The 20,269-nt window shown below is 65.9% G+C and carries 16 protein-coding genes; 12 read left to right on the top strand and 4 right to left on the bottom strand.

Annotation, left to right across the window (positions count from 1 at the left end; all coding sequences use genetic code 11):
• The first annotated feature begins 26 nt into the window (after positions 1–26).
• The 4 genes from G5B40_RS00890 to G5B40_RS00905 are packed head-to-tail and all read left to right on the top strand — an operon-like array spanning position 27 to position 6,150.
• On the top strand, positions 27–1,775 hold the full coding sequence (locus G5B40_RS00890; protein ID WP_165093868.1) for an acyclic terpene utilization AtuA family protein: 1,749 nt from the start codon (positions 27–29) through the stop codon (positions 1,773–1,775).
• A gap of 3 nt (positions 1,776–1,778) precedes the next feature.
• Positions 1,779–3,398: an acyl-CoA carboxylase subunit beta gene (locus G5B40_RS00895; RefSeq protein WP_165093871.1), complete on the top strand. Its 1,620-nt coding sequence runs from the start codon at positions 1,779–1,781 to the stop codon at positions 3,396–3,398.
• Positions 3,398–4,186 carry an enoyl-CoA hydratase/isomerase family protein gene (locus G5B40_RS00900; protein ID WP_165093874.1) on the top strand — a complete coding sequence of 263 codons (789 nt, stop codon included), beginning with the start codon at positions 3,398–3,400 and terminating at the stop codon, positions 4,184–4,186. Before G5B40_RS00895 ends, G5B40_RS00900 begins: the two co-directional genes overlap by 1 nt.
• Complete coding sequence (locus G5B40_RS00905; protein WP_165093877.1) at positions 4,183–6,150, top strand: acetyl-CoA carboxylase biotin carboxylase subunit; 1,968 nt, start codon at positions 4,183–4,185, stop codon at positions 6,148–6,150. Before G5B40_RS00900 ends, G5B40_RS00905 begins: the two co-directional genes overlap by 4 nt.
• 40 nt (positions 6,151–6,190) lie before the next feature.
• On the opposite strand, the gene G5B40_RS00910 is transcribed toward G5B40_RS00905, so the two are convergent.
• On the bottom strand, positions 6,191–6,919 hold the full coding sequence (locus tag G5B40_RS00910) for a PAS domain-containing protein (protein ID WP_165093880.1): 729 nt from the start codon (positions 6,917–6,919) through the stop codon (positions 6,191–6,193).
• 162 nt (positions 6,920–7,081) lie between these two features.
• On the opposite strand from G5B40_RS00910, the gene G5B40_RS00915 reads away from it, so the two are divergent.
• The 3 genes from G5B40_RS00915 (at position 7,082) to G5B40_RS00925 (ending at position 9,333) form a co-directional block, all read left to right on the top strand.
• Positions 7,082–7,972 carry a YicC/YloC family endoribonuclease gene (locus tag G5B40_RS00915; RefSeq protein ID WP_165093883.1) on the top strand — a complete coding sequence of 297 codons (891 nt, stop codon included), beginning with the start codon at positions 7,082–7,084 and terminating at the stop codon, positions 7,970–7,972.
• Positions 7,973–7,983: 11 nt separating this feature from the next.
• Positions 7,984–8,625 carry a guanylate kinase gene (gene gmk / locus G5B40_RS00920; RefSeq protein ID WP_165103090.1) on the top strand — a complete coding sequence of 214 codons (642 nt, stop codon included), beginning with the start codon at positions 7,984–7,986 and terminating at the stop codon, positions 8,623–8,625.
• A 285-nt stretch (positions 8,626–8,910) separates the two neighbouring features.
• Positions 8,911–9,333 carry an EVE domain-containing protein gene (locus G5B40_RS00925; protein WP_165093886.1) on the top strand — a complete coding sequence of 141 codons (423 nt, stop codon included), beginning with the start codon at positions 8,911–8,913 and terminating at the stop codon, positions 9,331–9,333.
• Here G5B40_RS00925 and G5B40_RS00930 read toward each other — a convergent pair.
• On the bottom strand, positions 9,318–10,544 hold the full coding sequence (locus G5B40_RS00930) for a multidrug effflux MFS transporter (protein ID WP_165093889.1): 1,227 nt from the start codon (positions 10,542–10,544) through the stop codon (positions 9,318–9,320). The two genes, G5B40_RS00925 and G5B40_RS00930, sit on opposite strands and share 16 nt — an antisense overlap.
• Complete coding sequence (locus G5B40_RS00935; protein WP_165093892.1) at positions 10,544–11,848, bottom strand: NAD(P)/FAD-dependent oxidoreductase; 1,305 nt, start codon at positions 11,846–11,848, stop codon at positions 10,544–10,546. The genes G5B40_RS00930 and G5B40_RS00935 overlap by 1 nt, the downstream gene beginning before the upstream one ends.
• Before the next feature lie 228 nt (positions 11,849–12,076).
• Between G5B40_RS00935 and G5B40_RS00940 the strand changes: the two genes are divergently transcribed.
• The 5 genes from G5B40_RS00940 (at position 12,077) to G5B40_RS00960 (ending at position 17,698) form a co-directional block, all read left to right on the top strand.
• Positions 12,077–12,943, top strand: a complete 867-nt coding sequence (locus G5B40_RS00940) for an SDR family oxidoreductase (RefSeq protein WP_165093894.1) — start codon at positions 12,077–12,079, stop codon at positions 12,941–12,943.
• A 451-nt stretch (positions 12,944–13,394) separates the two neighbouring features.
• Positions 13,395–13,841, top strand: a complete 447-nt coding sequence (gene rnk / locus G5B40_RS00945) for a nucleoside diphosphate kinase regulator (RefSeq protein ID WP_165093897.1) — start codon at positions 13,395–13,397, stop codon at positions 13,839–13,841.
• A gap of 122 nt (positions 13,842–13,963) precedes the next feature.
• Complete coding sequence (locus G5B40_RS00950) at positions 13,964–14,899, top strand: mechanosensitive ion channel family protein (protein WP_165093900.1); 936 nt, start codon at positions 13,964–13,966, stop codon at positions 14,897–14,899.
• Positions 14,900–15,165: 266 nt separating this feature from the next.
• Positions 15,166–16,485 carry an ATP-dependent nuclease gene (locus G5B40_RS00955; protein WP_165093903.1) on the top strand — a complete coding sequence of 440 codons (1,320 nt, stop codon included), beginning with the start codon at positions 15,166–15,168 and terminating at the stop codon, positions 16,483–16,485.
• A 319-nt stretch (positions 16,486–16,804) separates the two neighbouring features.
• Entirely contained in the window at positions 16,805–17,698 is an 894-nt protein-coding gene (locus tag G5B40_RS00960; RefSeq protein WP_165093906.1) for a ParB/RepB/Spo0J family partition protein, read from the top strand.
• A gap of 105 nt (positions 17,699–17,803) precedes the next feature.
• On the opposite strand, the gene G5B40_RS00965 is transcribed toward G5B40_RS00960, so the two are convergent.
• Complete coding sequence (locus G5B40_RS00965; RefSeq protein ID WP_165093909.1) at positions 17,804–20,248, bottom strand: GcvT family protein; 2,445 nt, start codon at positions 20,246–20,248, stop codon at positions 17,804–17,806.
• Positions 20,249–20,269: the final 21 nt, after the last annotated feature.

The raw sequence follows: 20,269 nt of genomic DNA on the forward strand, positions 1-20,269 counted from the left end.
GAGATGGTTGAGAGGCGGGGCGCGGAATGGAACGGCTGATCGTCGGTGGCGCGAGCGGGTATTGGGGCGAGGCGCCTCATGCGACGGCCCAATTGCTTGCGCACCCCGGCCTCGATGTCGTCATCCACGACTATCTCGCGGAGATCACCATGTCGCTGCTGGCGCGGGCGCGGGCGAAGGACCCGGATGCGGGATTCGTTCCGGATTTCGCCACCGCGGCGATGGCGCCGAACCTGAAGGCGATAGCGGAAAGGGGGGTGCGCGTCATCTCCAACGCAGGCGGGTTGAACCCGGCGGGCTGCGCCGCGGCGCTCCGCAAGGAGATCGCCGCGCAGGGCCTGACGCTCAAGGTCGGAGTCGTCGAGGGCGACGATCTGACCGCGCGGGCGGCGGAGTTCGCGGGCGTCCGCGAGATGTTCTCCGGCGCGCCGTTCCCGCCCGAGGTCGCCTCGGTCAGCGCCTATCTCGGCGCCTTTCCCATTGCTGCGGCGCTGCGGGCCGGGGCCGATATCGTCGTCACAGGGCGCTGCGTCGACAGCGCGCTGACGCTGGGGGCCGCGCTCTGGCGGTTTGGTTGGGAGGAGGAGGATTTCGATCTTCTCGCGGCGGGCTCGCTGGCCGGGCATATCCTCGAATGCGGGCCGCAGGCGACCGGCGGTAATTTCACCGACTGGGAGGCGGCGGGCGACATCGCCGCAATCGGCTATCCGTTGGCGGAGATTGCGGCGGACGGCGCCATCGCCGTGACACGACCCGAAGGAACGACGGGGTTGGTGAGTCGGGCGACGGTGGCGGAGCAGATGCTCTACGAGATCGGCGATCCGCGCGCCTATCTGCTGCCCGACGTGAGTTGTGACTTCTCTGAAGTCAGGATCGAGGAGGAAGGCTCGGGCAGGGTGCGGGTTTCCGGCGCGCGGGGCGGCGCGCCAAGCGGAAAGCTGAAGGTTTCCGCGACCTGGCGGGACGGGTTTCGCGGCGGATATCTCTTCGAGTTCAACGGGCGGGATGCGGGCGCCAAGGCGCGCGCCTTCGCAGCCGCCGGGCTGACGCGGGCGCGCGCCCGGCTCGGTGCGCTGAACGCGCCCGATTTCGCCGAGACCTGCGTCGAGGTCAGCGGCGGGCGGCCGGGCGCCGGGGCCTATGAGGAGGTCACGCTGAAAACCGCCGTCCGGCACGAGGACGCGCGGGCGGTCGGGTTGTTCCTGAAGGAGACGATGGGCGCCGGTCTCGCGGCGCCGCCGGGGCTGCATGGCTTCACTGGGGCGGGGCGGTCGAAGCCTTCGCCGGTGGTGCGGCTCTTCTCCTTTCTGATCGACGCCGCCGCGGTTCCTGTCCGCGTCAGCGTCGATGCCGCTGTCGTCCCGTTCTCTCCGCCGGCGCCGCAAGCCGCCGGCGCGGCGCCCGGTCCCCACGCGCCGCCGGAGGCAGCCGGCGAGGCGGACGCGGCGCGGTCGCTGGAGGCGCTGGCCTGGGCGCGATCCGGCGACAAGGGCGACGCCGCGAACATCGGCGTGATCGCGCGCCGCGCGGACTATCTGCCCTGGATCTGGGCGGCCCTGACCGACGATGCGATCCGGGAAGCGATACCGTTCGCTAAAGGGAGGATCGAGCGCTTTCACCTGCCGGGGTCGGCGTCGATGAATCTCCTGCTTCACGGCGCACTCGGCGGCGGGGGGATCGCCAGCCTCCTGAACGACGCGCAAGGCAAGGGCTACGCACAGCGGCTTCTGGCTCTGCCGGTGCGCCTGCCGGCGGCGCTTGCGCCCGAGGGATAGAGTATGGCTTTTCAAAGTCGCGTAGCGCCCGGATCGCCTGAATTCGCGACCAACGCGGCGGCGATTCGCGCCCTCGTCCAGCGGCTCCGGGCGCTCGAAGCGCGGGCCGAGGCGGCCTCGGAAGCCTCGGCCGCGCGGTTCGAAGCGCGCGGCCAGATCACCCCGCGCGAACGGCTGGCGCGCCTTCTCGATCCGGGGATGCCGTTTCTGCGGTTACATTCGCTGGCCGGCTATCAGGTTGACACGGCTGAGGAGGAAGCGTCGATCCCCGGCTCGTCGCTGATCGCCGGGATCGGCTTCGTCGCCGGGACGCGGGTGATGGTCTGGGTCGACGACAGCGGCATCAAGGCCGGCGCGATGGGAGCGATGAGCCTCCCGGTCACGCAATCCATTCAGGCCATCGCGCTTCGCCAGAAGCTGCCGCTGGTGCATCTGGTGGAAAGCGCCGGCGCGAACCTGATGAAGTATGAAGTCCGGCACTGGGCCGAGGGCGGGCGGATCTTCGCAAATCTTGCCCGGGCCTCGGCGGCGGGCATCCCCTCGGTGGCGGTGCTCCACGGCGCCTCGACCGCTGGCGGGGCCTACATGATCGGCCTCTCGGACTATGTGATCGGGGTGAAGAAGCGCGGCATGGCGGCGCTGGCGGGCGCGGCGCTGGTGCAGGCCGCAACCGGCGAAGCGGCGGAGGATCGGGCGCTTGGCGGTTCAGAGATGCACGCAGAGGTCACCGGGCTGGTCGAATACCTCGCCGAAGACGACGCGCATGGCGTCGCCCTGGCGCGTGAAGTGATCGGCCGGCTCGACTGGAACAAGAGCCTCGCGCCCCGTCCTGCGCGCGCCTATGCGCCGCCCATTCACGATCCGGCGGAACTTCCGGGCGTGATTCCGGCCGATCCGAAGACGCCGTACGAGGCCCAGGAGATCGTCGCGCGCATCGTCGACGGCTCCGAATCCACCGCTTTCAAACCGGATTACGGCCGTACGACGCTTTGCCTGCACGCCGCGATCAACGGCTTCGCCTGTGGGCTGATCTGCAATAACGGGCCGATCGACCCGGCCGGCGCCACCAAGGCGGCGCAGTTCATCCAGCTTTCCGACCAGGCGGAGACGCCGCTAATCTTCCTTCACAACACCACCGGCTATTTCGTTGGAACTGAATATGAGAGAGCCGGCATGATCAAGCATGGATCGAAGATGATCCAGGCTGTGGCGAACGCGCGGGTCGCGAAGATCGCACTCCATGTCGGCGCGTCCTACGGGGCTGGAAATTACGGCATGGCGGGTTACGGTTTCGACCCGGATTTCCTCTTCGCCTGGCCGAACGCGCTCACCGGCGTGATGGGCGGCGCGCAGGCGGCTGGGGCGATGGTCTCGGTCATGCGGCAGGGCGCCGAACGCAAGGGCGCGCCGGTGGATGAAGCGGCGCTCGAAGGTCAGCGCGAAGCGATTCAGAAGGTTTTCGACCGGCAGGCCGATGCGTTTTACACCTCCGGACGCTGCCTCGACCACGGGGTGATCGACCCGGCGGATACGCGGCGGGTGCTGGGCTTCTGCCTGGAGACGATATGGGAGGCGCGAAACCGGCGGCTTCAGCCGAACGCATTTGGCGCGGCGAGGATGTGATGAAACTACCGAAAAGCGCCGCGCTCGACCTGGAGGTTGCGGAGGGCTGGCTCACGGTTTGGTTCAACCAGCCCGAGGCGCGAAATCCGTTGACCGCAGCGCGTATCGAAGCGCTCGTCGCGCTATGCGCCGCGTTGAAAGGCCGGCGCGACATCCGTGGCGTGACCTTTCGCGGGCGCGGCGCGGTCTTTTGCGCGGGGGGCGACCTGAAGGCCTTCGCCGCCACGGAGAACGCGACACGCGAGGAGGTCATCCAACTCAGCCTCGCCGGCGCGGCGGCGTTCGATGCGGTGGAGACGCTCGATCAGGCGACGGTGATGGCGGTGGAGGGGTTCGCGATGGCGGGCGGCTTTGGCCTCGCCTGTTGCGGCGACGTCGTGATCGCCGAGGCCGGCGCGCGCTTTGCGCTGAGCGAGGCGCGGATCGGCCTCGTCCCGGCGCAGATAGCGCCCTTCGTCGTCCGGCGCCTCGGCGCGCGTGAGGCGCGCCGTCTGATGCTGACCGGGACGATGATCGACGCCTGGGGGGCGGAGCGCGCCGGGCTGGCGGACGAGGTGACGGCGGATATGGACGCCGCCGTCGCCGGCGTGCGCGATGCGGTCCTGAAATGCGGCCCCGCCGCCGTCGCCGCGACGAAGGCGCTGATCCGATCGCTTCCGGGCGAGAGCCGGGCGGCCGAGCGCCGCCACGCCGCCGAGGTGTTCGCCGACGCGCTCCTCGGCGACGAAGGCCGCGAGGGCGTGGCGGCCTTCGTTGGCAAACACCGGCCAAGCTGGGCGCCGGAATGACGCTCGAGACGGTTCTGATCGCCAATCGCGGCGAGATCGCCTGCCGGGTGATCCGCACGGCGCGGGAGATGGGGCTGCGGACGGTCGCGGTATATTCTGACGCTGACAGGGGCGCGCCACATACGCTAATGGCGGATGACGCCGTCCGCATCGGCCCGGCCCCGGCGGCGGAAAGCTACGTCTCCGCCGAGCGGATCATCGAGGCCGCGCGGGCGGCGGGTGCGGACGCGATCCATCCGGGCTACGGGTTTCTCTCGGAGAACGCCGATTTCGCCGAAGCGGTGGCGGCCGCCGGGCTGGTCTTCATCGGCCCGCCCGCCGCCGCGATCCGCGCCATGGGCGACAAGGCCGGCGCGAAACGGCTGATGATCGAAGCCGGCGTGCCCTGCGTTCCGGGCTACGAGGGCGAGGACCAGTCCGAGACGGCGCTGACCGACGCCGCCGCCAGAATCGGCTTTCCGGTCATGGTCAAGGCCGCGGCGGGCGGCGGCGGCAGGGGCATGCGGCTAGTCGAGGCGCCGGAGGCGCTGCCGGAGGCGCTGGCCCGGGCGCGGGCGGAGGCGGAATCGGCTTTCAGCGACGGCCGGCTGATCATCGAAAAGGCGATCAGCCGGCCCCGCCATGTCGAGATCCAGATCTTCGCTGACGCGCATGGCGCCTGTCTCTCGCTCGGGGAGCGGGACTGCTCGGTCCAGCGCCGGCACCAGAAGGTGATCGAGGAGGCGCCCTCGCCGGCGGTCGGTCCGGCGCTCCGCGAGGAGATGGGCCGCGCAGCGGTGGCGGCGGCGCGCGCCGTCGCCTACCGCGGCGCGGGAACCGTGGAGTTTCTGCTCGATGCGAACGGCGGATTCTACTTCCTTGAGATGAATACGAGATTGCAGGTCGAGCATCCGGTCACCGAGATGGTGACCGGGCTCGATCTCGTCGCGCTGCAGATCAGGGTGGCCCGAGGCGAAGCATTGCCCCTCACGCTAGGCGACGTGCGAATCTCGGGCGCGGCGATGGAGGCGCGGCTCTACGCCGAGGACCCGGCGGCGGGATTCCTGCCTTCGACCGGGATGATCGAAATCTGGCGTCCGGCCTCCGGCGCGGGGGTGCGGATCGATTCCGGGGTCGCCGAAGGCGACGAGGTTTCTCCATGGTACGACCCGATGCTGGCGAAGATCGTCACCTGGGGGGAGACGCGGGACGAGGCGCGCAGGCGGCTGATCCACGCGCTGGAGGAAACCGCGCTGGTCGGGCCGGAGACGAATACCGACTTTCTGATCGACGCGCTCGGCGCGCCGGCTTTCAAAGCGGGCGAGGCGACGACGGCGTTCATCGAAGAGACCTGGCCCGAGAGGCCGGCGGCGAAGGCGCCGGTGAAGGAGGAATGGGTGCTGGCGGCGGCGATTGCGCTCGATGCGGACCGCGCTTTCGCGCTGGACCGCGCCGGGCTGATCGGCGCGGACCAGCTTGGCTGGCGGAGCGACGGGCCGGCGCGCGCCTATCTGACGCTTGAGACCGCTGGCGAGGCGGCGGCGCTTGTCGCGACGCCGATCGCCAACGGCTGGCGCGTGACGCTGGGGGCGGAGACGCTCTCGGTCGAACTGACGGGCGAGGGAACGGCGCGCATATCCGGGCGTCGCCGCCGGTTCGCGGCGAAGGCGCGCGCCGGCGGCGAGGTCGCGCTGGCGCTCGGCGCGGCGCGGCGGCGATTCTTCCGCGCCGCACCGGCGGGAAAGGTGGTTGGGGTGGCGGCGGATGGCCTGATCCGCGCGCCGATGCCGGGGCTTTTGAGCGAAATCGCCGCCGAGCTGGGCGCCACCGTCGCCGCGGGCGAGACGCTGGCGGTTCTGGAGGCGATGAAGATGCAGCACCGGATCGTGGCGCCGGTCGCGGGCAAGGTGACTGCGGTGCGTGTCACGGCTGGCGAGCAGGTGGCGAGCGGCGCGCCGCTGATCGAGATCGCGCCGATCGAGTGAATGGCCTTCGCCCGCACCGCCGCGTCTGACGCGACAGCCGTTAGTCCTTGACGATTCTCAAATGATCGCGTCGCCGCGCGCCGTTTCCCGTCCCGCCGCCCGCCACACCTTTCAGCGCGGGCCGGTCATGGTGGAAGGGCGCCGCTCCCTCGGCGAAGCCGGGCAGAGGTTCCGCTCGCGTGAGGGGCGGGCCGTCGCCGGCGATCCGGCTCGTTCTCAGAAGCCGGCAACGCCGCACCGTGCGCGCGACGTCCGGAGAGCCGATGACATGCGCGGCGCCGAGCAGGCGATCGACGCGACCGAAATCATTGCGAAGCGGCGCGAGGATGAGTTCGAGTTCTATCGGTTCGGCGGCGGGCGCGTCCGCAGGCGGCGCGGCGACGGCGCGGGCGACGGCGACCTCGCCCGATTCAAGGGTCTTTTCCGCCAGGGTGAGAAAGCTCGCGCGGCTTTCGGCCACCATGAGCGTATCGGGGCGCATCCCCCTCAACTCCATGCCGAAGAGCTCGAACAACGCGCTTCCGGCGCGGCGAATGCGCAAATCGCCGGGGCCAAGAGATTCCAGCACGAACGCCCGTTCGCACAGCGCCCGTCCGAGCGCCGCGTTCGTCACCTCCGCCAGATAGGGCGCCGGGCGCGCGCCGCGGAGCGCGGTCCAGAATGCGTGGAGCGCTCTTGTCCCCGCATGTTCCATATCGGCCGCGTTCATCGCAGGTCCCGGTCCCAGTCTGATACAGATTTCACCGTATTTGAATGAATCATAGCGCATTTTCACACTCCTTTTTACGTGTATTCAACAAGTTATGAATCGTTCGCCGGATTTCGGGATGAATCGGCGCAAGACCCATGCCAATTCGTTCGAACTCTCCGCGTGCGGACTTGGCGCGCGGCGTCGGGGGGCCTAGTCTCCGGCGCCGATGAGAGAGGGACCATGATGCAGTCGATGACCGGATTCGCCGGGGTGGAGCGCACCGCCGCCGGGCGGCGCTGGCGCTGGGAGGCGAAGAGCGTGAACGGGCGCGGACTTGACCTCCGGTTCCGTCTCGCCGAAGGGACGGAAGCGCTGGAGCCGACGCTGCGCGCGCAGGCCGCGAAGCGATTCAGCCGCGGCAACGTCAATTTTACACTCCGCGCCGACGATGGCGGCGAGAGCGGCGCGCCGGCCCTCAACCGAACGGCGCTCGACGCGGTGATCGCGGCCGCGAGCGCGGGCGAGGCGGCGGCGAAGGAAGCCGGCCTCGATCTCGGTCAGACGACGATCGGCGAGTTGCTGGCGGTGCGCGGGGTGATGGAGCAGACCGGGAGCGGCGCGCCCGACGATGAGGCGGCGGCCGCGCTCCTGGCCGGCTTCGCCGCGCTGCTCGATGATCTCGCGGACTCGCGCGGGGCGGAGGGCGCGCGGATCGCGGTGGTTCTCGAAGGTTTCATCGATCGGATCGAGGCGCTGACGGGAGAGGCGGCGAAAGCCTTTGAGGCGAGTCGGGCGGGGGCGAAGGCGCGCCTCTCGGAAAAGGTGGCCGCGCTTCTGGATGCGGGGGCTGAAACCGCGCCCGAACGGCTGGCGCAGGAATTGGCGCTGATCGCGGTCAAGGCCGACGTCCGCGAGGAACTGGACCGGCTTTCCGGCCACGTCGCCGCGGCGCGGGGGCTTCTGCGCGCCGAAGGTCCGGTCGGGCGAAAGCTGGATTTCCTGACACAGGAGTTCAATCGGGAGGCGAACACGCTCTGTTCGAAAGCATCCAGCGCTGCGCTGACCGCCGCGGGCCTGGAGCTGAAGGTGGTGATCGATCAGATGCGCGAGCAGGCGCAGAACATAGAATGAGAGAACCGGCGATGACGCGGCGCGGCCTTCTCTTCATCCTTTCCTCGCCCTCGGGCGCGGGGAAATCGACGATCTCGCGCATGTTGCTGGAAAAGGAGGCCGATCTCAGCTTCTCGATCTCGGCGACGACGCGCCCGCCCCGGCCCGGCGAGGTCGAAGGGCGCGAGTATCATTTCATGGATCGCGAGGCCTTCGCCGCGATGGTGGAGCGCGGCGAGATGCTGGAGCACGCCGAGGTTTTCGGCAATCGCTACGGCACGCCTCGCGCCCCGGTCGAGGCGGCGATCAGCGCCGGGCGCGATGTGATCTTCGATGTCGACTGGCAGGGCGCGCAGCAGATCGCCAATTCACCGCTCCGCGAGGCTGTGGTCTCTGTCTTCATCCTGCCGCCGTCGATCGCGGCGCTGGAGGCGCGGCTGCGCACGCGCGCGCAGGACAGCGACGCCGTGATCGCGGCGCGTATGGCGCGCAGTCGCGACGAGATCAGCCATTGGGACGCCTACGACTACGTGCTCATCAACGAGAATGTCGATCAATGCGCGGCGGAGGTCGCCGCCATCCTGACCGCGGAGCGGCGCCGTCGGGCGCGGCGTCCGGCGCTCAGCGGATTTGTCCGGAGCCTGAACGAGGAGTTCGAGGAAAGACAAAAATAGCGCCTCTTCACGGGCCTGCCCGGAATCCTGGCTTGGGCCCTACGTTCCGACATGGGCGATCCCCAGCCGAAACGCGGCGCAATGCGGGCTTCCACAGCAGTCTCTCGTATCCTAGTTTGACGTCCGCGCCGGTCCGATTGGAGGTTAGCGTATGCCGTCATATGCGACCGACGCCACTTGCGCCGCACGCGAACGAAACTGTCGCACTGAAACCATGAATTTTTCGAGGTGAGTGAAAATGCCGAGCTTCGCTGATGCTCCATCCGTTCCGAAGGAAGGCTTCTGATGGCCTACTGGTTGTTCAAATCCGAACCGGGCGCCTGGGGCTGGGACGATCAGGTCGCCAAGGGCGCGGCGGGCGAGGAGTGGGACGGGGTGCGAAACTATCAGGCGCGCAACAACATGCGGGCGATGAAGGTCGGCGATCTCGGCTTCTTCTACCACTCGATCGACGAGAAGCGCATTGTCGGAATCGTCGAGGTCTGCGCCGAAAGCGCGCCGGATTCGACGACCGACGATCCCCGCTGGGAGTGCGTCCATATCCTCGCCGTCGCGCCGATGCCGAATCCGGTGACGCTGGACCAGTGCAAGGCGGAGCCGAGGCTGAAGGACATGGTCCTCGTCAACAACACCCGTCTTTCCGTCCAGCCGGTGACCGAGGCGGAATGGAAAGTGGTTTGCGAAATGGGAGGCTATTCCGCCGGCTGATCTGCGCTCATCATGCGCGCCCGATGAATGACGTAACTCGTAGAACCGACCGAAAGCAGCGCCGAGACCAGCATCAGCGCGAGCAGCGGCGAGGCGCCGCTCGTCGGGCTCAGGATCCAGCCGGCGACGGCGGCAAGCCCCGCCCCGCCGCCGATCATCAGCGCCGCGCCCAGCCCTGACGCCGATCCGGCGAGGCCGGGCCTGACGGAGAGGAGCCCGGTCGTCGCCGCCGGCATTGTCAGCCCGTTGCCGAGCCCGACGAAGATGCAGAAGCCGAAAACGACGAGCGGATGCTGATAAATGAAGAGATCGACGAGGAGCCCTGCCGACAGCCCGGCGACGCTGATCAGGCAGCCCCAGAGCATTAGCCGGTCGATGCCGGTTCGCGCCGCGACCCGTCCGGTGATGAGATTCCCGGTCATGTAGCCGATCGCGGTGGTGCCGAGATAGAGTCCTGTCGCCGCCGGCGTCTGCGCGAAAATCTCGCGCGCCACATAAGGCCCGCCGCCCAGGAGCGCGAAGAACGAGCCGGAGGCGAAGGCCGCCGTCGCCGAATAGCCCCAGAAGCGCCGCGCGCGCAGAAGATCGGGATAGGCGCGGAACTGCGCCGTGAGCGAGCGCGACCGGTTGAGATGCGTCTCTCCGAGATCGAGCCAGCAGAGGGTCATGACGACGCCGCCGAAGATGACGAAGCTCCAGAACGTCGCGCGCCAGCCCAGCGCCTCCTCCACCGCGCCGCCATAGAGCGGGCTGATCATCGGCACCAGCGACATCGCCGCCGTCATGTAGCCGATCATCGACGCGGCCTCGTCCGGCGGCAGAAGATCGCGCACGATGGTGCGCGACAGCACCATGCCCGCCGCGACGCTGGCCTGCAGCATCCGGAAGAACATGAAGATCTCGGGGTCGGTGGACAGAACGCAGCCGATCGAGGCGGCGATGAAGACGCCGAGCCCGAGCAGGATCACCGGGCGCCGCCCGTAGCGGTCCGAAAGCGGGCCGATCATCAACTGCATCACCGCCGTCATCCCGAGGTAGCCGGAAACCGCGATCTGCATGAAGGCGTAGGACGAACCGAGATCGTCAGCGATGGTCGGCAGCGACGCGATGAAAGCGTTCATCGAGAAAACGCTGACCGAGGTCAGCAGGATCAGCGTGATCAGGGCGGGCGGCGAGCGCCGATCGCCGAAGGTCGCGCCGGCGAACTGCATTAACCAAGGACCGAGAAGGACGAATTCGGGTTGATCTCCCGATTGCGCGAGAAAAAGCCGATCGAGCAGTCCATGCCGACATTCTCGAACCGGAACGACGCCGGCTCCGCGTCATGGTCGCGTCCGGCCTCGCATTCCTCGATCAGCTTCGTCATCATCTTGCCGACCACCGGCGCATTCTTGAACTGGTTGCCGGAGGTGCCGATGGCGACATAGAAGCCCGGCAGCGCGGTCTTGTCGTAGATCGGAATCCAGTCCTCGGTCACGTCATACAGATCGACGACGCCCTTCACCTTGTTCGGGATCGGCAGGCCGGTATAGCGCTGCGCCAGCCGCATCGCCTGCACCCGCGCCTGTTCGCTCAGATCGCGATTCCAATCGTCCGGATCGACCCATTCCCGGGTATCGCATTGCGGGTCTTCCGAGCCGATCAGCACATGGTCGCCCCGCTCCGGCCGCGCGTAAGTCGCAAGGTCGCTGTCTGAGGTGACCATGCCGTGCGCGCCCATGTCGAAACCCGGCGGCGCCGGGACATGCGCCACTTCATGGCGAAGCGCGCGGGTCTTGATGTTCATCTCGTCGAACACCCCGGCCATCCGGTTAATCTTGGAGGAATGCGGCCCGGCGATATTGACCACGATTCCGGCGCGGAGCTCCCGCCCGTCGGAAAGGCGCACGCCGGCGGCCCGACCGTTCTCGGTCAGTATGCCCGCGACTTCGGAATTGTAGAGGAATTCCGCCCCGTGGCGCTTCGCGGCGAATTCGGCGTTCTGCGCGGCGAGCGCCGGATCGGTGACGTACCCGCCGCAGGGAAAGAAGATTGCGCCGGGCAACTCGCCGCCGGTCGGTTCGCCGAAGCCCGCGTCCTCGGGCCGCTTCGCCGGGCCGAAGAGCTTCAGGTCGAAGAACGGGAAGCGTTCCCTGATCCGTTCAGGCGACCAATGTTCATAGGGGGCGTGGATCGCCTCCATCAGTTCCGCCGCCCGCTCCAGATAGCCGTTCTCGGCGCATTTCATCACCAGCGTGCCGGTGTCGCGATAGTCGATCATGCCGCGCGGGTCGGGCGCGCCGAGATAGCCCGCCCAGTCCTTCCAATAGAACCAGTTCTCATAGGCGAGCGCGCAACTCTCCACGTTCGAATAATAGAGCCGGATGATCGCGCAGGAGCCGGAGGTGGAGCCGTGCCCCGCGCCGCCCGTCTTGTCGATCGAAAGCGTACGGTACCCGGCCTTCGCCATCTCGAATGCGGTGCAGGCGCCGATCACGCCGGCTCCGATGATGATCGCGTCGTAATTTTCTGACATGGCGGAAGTCCTATGTGTTCGTCCTGCTTTCAGACAAGCAGCAAGAGGGCATGGCTGCTACGGCGTTTCCGACATGGCCCGCCGGATCGCCGCCGCAGCCGTCGCAACCACAGGTCTTTAGCATGGATGCGCCGCGCCGCAATCGCCCATGCGCGGGGCGGCGGCTTGCGCTTGACGAGCCGGCGCCGTTAGCCGCAGCCTGCGCTCAGGCGGAAGCGGGAGGGCGCGATGTTCAGCGACGGGCTTTTTGACGGCAAGCGCATTCTCGTGACCGGGGGCGGGACCGGACTCGGTCGGGCGATGGCGGAGCGATTGCTTGCGCTCGGCGCCGATATCGTCATCTGCGGCCGGCGCGAGAACGTGCTCCAAGCGGCTGCGAAGGAGATGACCGCGAAAGGCGGGCGGGTGGACTGCTACGGGCTGGACATCCGCAACGCCCAGGCCGTCGATGAGATGGTCGCGGATATCTTCGCCACCGGCGGGCTCACCGGCCTTCTGAACAACGCCGCCGGCAATTTCATCGCCCGGACCGAAGATCTCTCGCCGAAGGGTTTCGACGCCGTCGCCAATATCGTCATGCACGGCACGTTCTATGTGACGCAGGCGGTCGGCAAGCGCTGGATCGCGGCGGGGCAGGGCGGCTCGGTCCTCTCCATCGTCGTCACCTGGGTGCGCAATGGCGGCCCCTTCGTCACCCCCTCCGCCATGTCGAAGGCGGCGGTGGCGGCGATGACGAAATCGCTGGCGGCTGAATGGGGCCGCTACGGCGTGCGCCTCAACGCCGTCGCGCCCGGCGAGATCCCGACCGAGGGCATGTCGAAGCGCCTCAATCCCGGCGAGACGCCTGGCGCCCGCACCGCGGCGCGCAACCCGATGGGGCGCGTCGGGACGATGGAGGAATTGCAGAACCTCGCGGCATTCCTCCTCTCCGACGGCTGCCCGTGGCTTACCGGCGAGGTCATCGCGATGGACGGCGCCCAGGCGCTGGCGACCGGCGGCAACTTCTATGAATTGCGTGAATGGGGCGACGCGGAGTGGAAAGCCGCCCGTGAGCGGATCGAGGCGGTGAACGCGAAGGACCGCAAGGAGCGGTGAGGGAACGGTCGTCATTGGCGATCACCCGGTGATATTGACTATCGATGAGCGAACGCCTAGCTCTCAATACATGTTGGCGCACGCAGACCATTTCCGGTTTCTTCTGCTGAACCGCTCGGTTCCCCGGGCGGGATAAGCGCGTTCGCGCCTGCCAGACCTCCCGGGGCCTCCTCAATATCCTGAACCCAGCGCGCGACGATTTATCGTCCGAGGAGCCGCCATGTCCCGCATCGACCATTCGCCTTCGCACTCTACAGATTCCCGCGATCGCCTGAAATCGCCCTCCGTGCGGCCGACAGAAACGCCGGCGGTTCTCGCGGAAGGGCGCCGCGCCGGCTGACCCTCCGTCCGCGCTGACGGACCGAGCCAACCGGACGCTCCGGCGCCCGGCGGTCCGCTTCACCGGCCCCATACGCACGTCCAGTTCCGAGCCACCTTCAGGAGAAGAGCAATGACGCCCCTCAAGACCGAGCCCGCCAAGAAACGCCGCATTCGCGATCCGAAGATCGTCATCGACGCCCGGCATCTCGATCATATCGAGGCCCTCGCCGAAGGCGCCATGCAGCGCAACCCGACCATGGCCGACCGGCTCCTGCACGAGATCGGGCGCGCCCGCGTCGCGCCTTCGAAGAAGATGCCGAAGACTGTCGTCTCGATCGGCAGCATCGTGACCTATCGGGACGAGACGACGGGACAGGAGCGCACGGTCCAGTTGGTCTACCCGGAGGATGCCGACATCGCCCGCCAGCGCGTCTCGCTGATGACGCCGATCGGCGTCGCGTTGCTCGGTCTGGCCGAAGGCGCCGCCTTCTACTGGGATACGCGGGACGATCAACGCCGGACGCTGACGGTGATCCGCGTCGAGCAGCCCGCCGACGCCGAGCAGAGCGCGGGCTGATCGGGCGCCGGCCCGCCATGACCGTATGAAGCCGCCCCGCCGAGGGCGCAGGAGGACGGGCGCCGCGACCTGGCGGCGCCCGTCGTCGATCCGTTCACCCCCGTCATGAGGAGCGCGTCGAGATGAGCGCCATGAATCATGCGAGACAGCTTCTCTGGCCGACCGTTCTCGTCGTCCTGAGCGTCGGGTTGGCGCTCTTCCAAGTCGAGCTCACCGGCGTCTTCGGCGACAGCGAGATGCTGGCGCTCTCCTTCCGGGCGCTGGCCTATTTCGCCGCCGCCTGGCTCGCGGGCCGGCTCGTCGCCGTGGCGCTCGACCAGACCGCGGGGCGCCGGCGCCCCTATCCGCGGCTTCTGAAGGACATGTTCGCGGCGCTCTTCTTCATGGCCGCCTTCGCCGCGACCGTCGCGCTCGTGATGGGCGAGGGCGCGGTCGGCGCGCTGGCCGGGTCCGGCATCATCCTGGCGCTGATCGGCTTCGCCATCCGCAACGTCGTGGCGGACACGCTCTCCGGCGTCGCGCTCGGCGTCGAGGGGCCGTTTCGCATCGGCGACTGGATCGACATCGACAAGCTCGCCCTCGGCAAGGTGATCGAGATCGGCTGGCGGACGACGCGCATCCTGACCGCGGATTCGACCTACCTGATCCTGCCCAACAGCCAGATCGCTCGCCAGCGCATCACCAACTATTCCGCGCCGAGACCGCATTACCGCGCCCAGATCGCCATCACCCTCGACCACACCATGCCGATCGGAACCGCGCGCGAGATCATGCAGGCGGCGACGCGCGGCGCGAAGCTGATCCAGCAGGACCCGGCGCCCGATATCCGCGTCCAGTCCTATGACGAGGGCGGCATCACCTACGCCGTGCGCTACTGGGTCTCGCGGTTCGAGCGGCATGTGGACTGCCGCGACGAGGTCTATTCCGTCATCGACAAGGCGCTCCGCGACGCCGGCATCGTCGCCCCGCACCGCCGCATCGAACTGGTTCGCGCCCACCAGACCCCCCGCCCCGCGCCTTTCGAGAGGGCGGAGCCGATTGAGGCGGACGCGATGTGAGGGGGGAGGGTGCCGGAGCGGACCGCTGCCGAGTCGTCTCCGGGCGGCGGTTCGTGGTTGTAGACGGGAGCGGATATTCGTCGCCGGCGCGAAATGGCAAGGAAGAAAGCTAAATCGACGTACGCTTGGCGCGTCGTGCTTTTCTGGATACGACTTACATACGAGAACTTATGCGCAAACGGCGCTTGCCGCGATCAGGTCTCAGTTGCTTGGAACTTGATTTTGAGACACTTACAAGGAACGACACGTCAAGAGCATGGTAAAGCATGGCATATGGATTTGATGAGCGCCCGAACACGGCATTGACGGCGGATGCGACGAAACACCTTGAATCAATTAAGAGCTCCGAATACGCAGTTCTTGTTGGGCGTAATAATTGCGGCAAGTCGTTTCTCCTAAAGACGCTTACAGAGAAAATTGGACAGGAGGCGGCGTATATTGGTCCAGCGAGATATACGAATTTTAATAGACTTGCATTTTATACACCAAATCGACGGAGGAAGAAAGAATGGTGGCAGAAATTTTCCCAGTGGAGGAGAGAAAATCACAATATGGACAATTCTCCGATAGATCTGCAGAGAGCGATTGCCGAATTTGATGATGTGACAATAAATGTATTCTTTGGATTGATGAGAGAATTACTTAATATAGATATTGAAATAGCAAAGGCGGATCCTACAAATGAAATGTCTCAACCTTACCTGAGCTGCGGTGGCCATAATCTTTCGTACACGAGCTCTGGAACTAGGCTAATAGCATCTATACTAACATGTCTCTTAGACAAAGAGTATAAGGTTATTCTTATAGGCGAACCTGAGCTTGGCATTAGTCCAGAAGTACAGGGAGTTCTTGCGGATTTTTTATTTAGCAAGAAATCTAGACAAAAGTATTTTTCACATATCGAAACTTTGATCTTCGCCACTCATTCGACAGTATTCTTGAATAGAAAGAGAATATCAGACAATTACATGGTAGAGAAATCTGGTGACACAATTGATATTTCTAGGGTCCAAACTCAGCAGGACCTTAACGGCATCCACTTTTTCCTTTTGGGTAATCGATTAGAAACACTATATCTGCCTAGCGGTATTTTTATTGTCGAGGGGAAGTGTGATGAGATATATCTTAAACGGCTGTTCGAGATTGAGTTCCCCGGAGCAGTGCTCAGCGTTGTGCAAGCTGGAGACGACTCTAGAATTTCTCAGGTTATTAGTATTGCGTCTGGGTTCTTCTCCGACCTTCAAAAAAGTCCGTATCGAGATCGCATTGTTCCGGTCCTAGACTCAGTTCACGCCAACGGGCTGGTCGGGAAAATTGTTAAACAAGGTATCCCGATGGATAACATTGTTATTTGGTCAAAGAACGGTATTGAGCATTTTTATCCTGAGAATATCTTCGATGATATTTTTGGCGAAGGCGGAGAACTTGTAATTGATGGCGATTCAATCTCTCGCAATGGCGTTTCTTATAAGAAATTTGAACTTGCAGAGAAGGTAACAGCAAGATTATCTACGAATGCGACTCACCCAAGCGAGGTAGATAAAAAGCTTTTATCCAAGGTTCGTGGGATGATTGGTGAGGCGTAGTTTGGTATTGCTAAAGTCTGTTTTTGTTGCATTATTTAGTCCCTCTGTCTTGGCGTTACTGGAAAAAATTCCGCAAAATCAGGCAGCGACCGCGGTGCATAGATCTCAAGCGCATTCAGGCGCCTACTTTCGAGAAGCTGCGCTGGACAAATCGGTGACTAGTCAACCGCCGGTTTGGGTCGCCGCTTCCGACGCGAAGTCTTCAACCCCAACAGCGTCCACCCACCAACCCCCCACGCAACACCACCGCGCGCTCCTGTCAGACTTTCCTAACCAGCTTCCCCGATCCTCCCCGCCGTTTGAACCGAAGGAGGAAGCCATGGCCGTCGCCGATCCGCCGCATGAGGAAGCCACGCATCTGATCCCGATCGGGGAGATCGACCCCGACCGTCTTCTGCTCCGCGACCGCATCACGAAAGACGCGCCGGCGATGGAGGAGCTGATCAACGCCATCCTCCGCTCCGGGCTCCGCTCCCCGATCGAGGTTTTCAAGCTGAGCCAGGCGCGCCCGCCGCATGTCTACGGGCTGGTCTCCGGTTTTCGCCGGCTCGGGGCGTTCCGCCTCCTGACCGAGCGGAGCGGCGCCGATATCTGGAAGCGCATCCCCGCCTTTCTCCGCCAGCCGGAATCCGAGCAGGACATGCTCCGACGTATCGTCGAGGAGAACGACGTGCGCCGCGACGTCTCGCCATGGGAGAAGGCCCGCGTCGCCGTCAGCGCGGCTGACCGGGGGTATTTCGAAAGCGTCGAATCAGCGGTCGACGCGCTCTATTCCACCGCCTCGCCGATGAAGCGCAGCCGGATCCGCGCCGCCACCCGCGCCGTCATCCTGCTCGACGATTATCTCGCCGACCCCTGGCGCCTCAGCGAGCGGCAATGCGCCCGCATCGCCGCCGCCGCCGAGCGCGAGAATTTCGGCGAGGCCATGCAGGTCGCCCTGATCGAGACCAAGGAGCGCAATTTCGAGGGCCAGTGGCGGCTGATCGAGCCGCTGATCGCCGAATCCGAGCGCCCGCGCCGCGCCACGGCGACGCCGATGGCCGAGGGTCGTCCGCGCCGGGTTCTCCGCGCCCGCCGCACCCTGACCGTGCGCCGCGAGCGCACCCGCGACGGCTACAGCCTCCACTTCACCGGCAAGCTGGCCGAGGAGGGGCTGATCGAGGATGTGCTGGACGATATCGAGCGCAAATTCGCCCCCGCGCCGGCGGATTGAAGAGGCGCGCTAACAATGCATTAACTATTTTAATATTGTGATTTCAGTAGCTTGCGGCGGATAACCATGGTTATGCCCGGTTATCCGCCGCCATACCCGCCCATGTCAGCCCCGCATCCGCGCTCCGTCGGCGTCGAAAAGCGGCGTCGTGATCAGCCGGGCCTTCCGCATCTCCCCGAGGATTTCGATGGAAGCCGCCAGCCCGTCGACCGCCTGATCGATCGGAACGAACCCGAGCGCGACCGAGGTTTTCGCGTAGTGCGAATACCCCCCCGATGTGCAGAACCCCCGCACCTTTCCCTCGATCCAGATCGGTTCGTAAGCCACCACGTCGGCGTCCGCCGCATCGACGGCGAAGGCGCAGAGTTTGCGCGCCGGCCCGGCGGATTTTTCCGCCAGCGCCGGCCCTTTCCCGATCCAGTCGGCCGGCTTGTTCCAGGCGATGAACCGGTCCATCCCGGTCTCCGCCGGCGTGTAGTCGGGGCTGTATTCCCGCAGCCATGAGCCGAAGAATTTGTCGAGCCGGAGGCTCATCATCGCCCGCATACCGAAGGGCTTCATTCCTAACCCCTCGCCGGCCTCGGCAAGCGCCGCGTAGAGCGCCCGCTGATCGTCCGCGCCGACATAAATCTCGTAGCCGAGATCGCCGGTGTAGGAGACCCGCTGCACCAGCGCCCGCGTCAGCCCGACATCCATCTCCCGCGCGTCCATGAACCGGAACGCCCCGGCCGAGACATCGGCCCGCGTTGTGCGCGCCAGCAATTCACGCGCCTTCGGCCCGGCGATCTGGAACCCGATCCGGCGGGTCGAGACGTTCTCCACCGCGACGCCTTCTGGCGGCAGATGCGCCTCGAACCAGCGCATGTGGAACGCCTGCGCCGAATAGCTGGCGGTGACCTGGAAACGCCCCTCAGCAAGGCAGGTGACGGTGAAGTCGCCGATTAGCTTGCCCTTCGGTGAAAGCATCGGCGTCAGCGAAAGCCGGCCCGGCTTCGGGATGCGCCCGGCCATGATCCGGTCGAGCCAGTCCCGCGCCCCCGGCCCGGTGACGAGATACTTGCCGAAATTGTGGATCTCGTTGATCCCCACCGCTTCGCGCACCGCCATCACCTCGCCGGCGATGGCGGCGAAGGCGTTGGAGCGTCGAAAGCTCGGCGTTTCCCACAAGGGCTCACCCGCCGGCGCGAAGTAGTTCACCGCCTCCATCCCGAATCCGGCCCCGAAAACCGCGCGCTGTTCGCGCCAGATGTCATAGGCGGGGGTGGTCTGGAACGGGCGCGCCGCCGGCAGTTCCTCGTTCGGGTAGCCGATGGAGAAACGGCGCTGGTAATTCTCACGCACCTTGGCGCGAGTGTAGCCCGGCGTGATCCAGCGCCCGGCATGGCGGTCGGTCCTGAGTTCGCCGAAGCGTGAGACGTCCATGGCGAAGACGTCGCGCTCCGCTTCGCCCTCGACCATCCACTGCGCGAGGCTGAGGCCGACGCCGCCGCCCTGGCTGAACCCCGCCATCACCGCGCAGGCCGACCAGTAATTTCGCAGCCCCGGAACCGGCCCGACCAGCGGATTGCCGTCGGGGGCGAAGGTGAAGGGGCCGTTGATCACCCGCTTGATTCCCGCGCGCTCCAGCACCGGAAAGCGGCGATAAGCGAATTCGACCGAGTCGGAGATCCGGTCGAGCTTGTTCTCCAGGAGCTCATGCCCGAAATCAGCCGGCGTGCCGTCCACCGCCCAGGCGTCGCAGGGCTGCTCGTAAAAGCCGATGCAAAGCCCGCGCCCCTCCTGCCGCAGATAGCTCTCGCCGCCGGGGTCCATCATGTGCGGAAGCTCGGTCTCGCGGTCATAAACCTCCGGCGTCTCCTCGGTGACGAGATACTGATGCTCCATCGGATGGAGCGGCAGGAAAAGCCCGGCCAGCGCCCCGACCTCCCGCGCCCAGAGCCCACCGGCGTTCACCACATGTTCGGCGTGGATCGTCCCGTCCTTGGTCACCACGTCCCATGTTCCGTCGGCGCGCGGGTTGGTCTCCAGCACCGGGTTGCGGAGCACGATCTCCGCCCCCGCCATCCGCGCCGCCTTCGCGTAGGCGTGGGTGGTCCCCGAGGGGTCGAGATGGCCGTCGAGCGGGTCGTAGAGGCCGCCGATCACGCCCTCGGTGTTGGTGATCGGCGAGAGCTTCCTGATTTCGTCGGGGCCGACGAGTTCGGTTTCCAGGCCCATATAGCGGTGCTTGGCGCGCTCGGCTTTCAGAAAATCCATGCGCTCTGGCGTGTCGGCCAGAGTCACCCCACCGACATGGTGGAGGCCGCAGGACAGGCCCGTCAGCGCCTCCAGTTCCTTGTAGAGTCGGATCGTGTAGCCTTGCAGAGCCGCCATGTTGGTGTCGGCGTTGAGCGTGTGAAACCCGCCCGCCGCATGCCATGTGGAGCCGGAGGTGAGTTCCGAGCGTTCCACCAGCATCACGTCGGTCCAGCCGAACTTGGTGAGATGGTAGAGCACCGAGCAGCCGACGACGCCGCCTCCGATCACTACGACTCGGGTCTCTGTCTTCATAGCGGGTCTCCTCTTACGACA

The sequence above is a fragment of the Pikeienuella piscinae genome (assembly GCF_011044155.1).
In the GTDB taxonomy this organism is placed as follows: domain Bacteria; phylum Pseudomonadota; class Alphaproteobacteria; order Rhodobacterales; family Rhodobacteraceae; genus Pikeienuella; species Pikeienuella piscinae.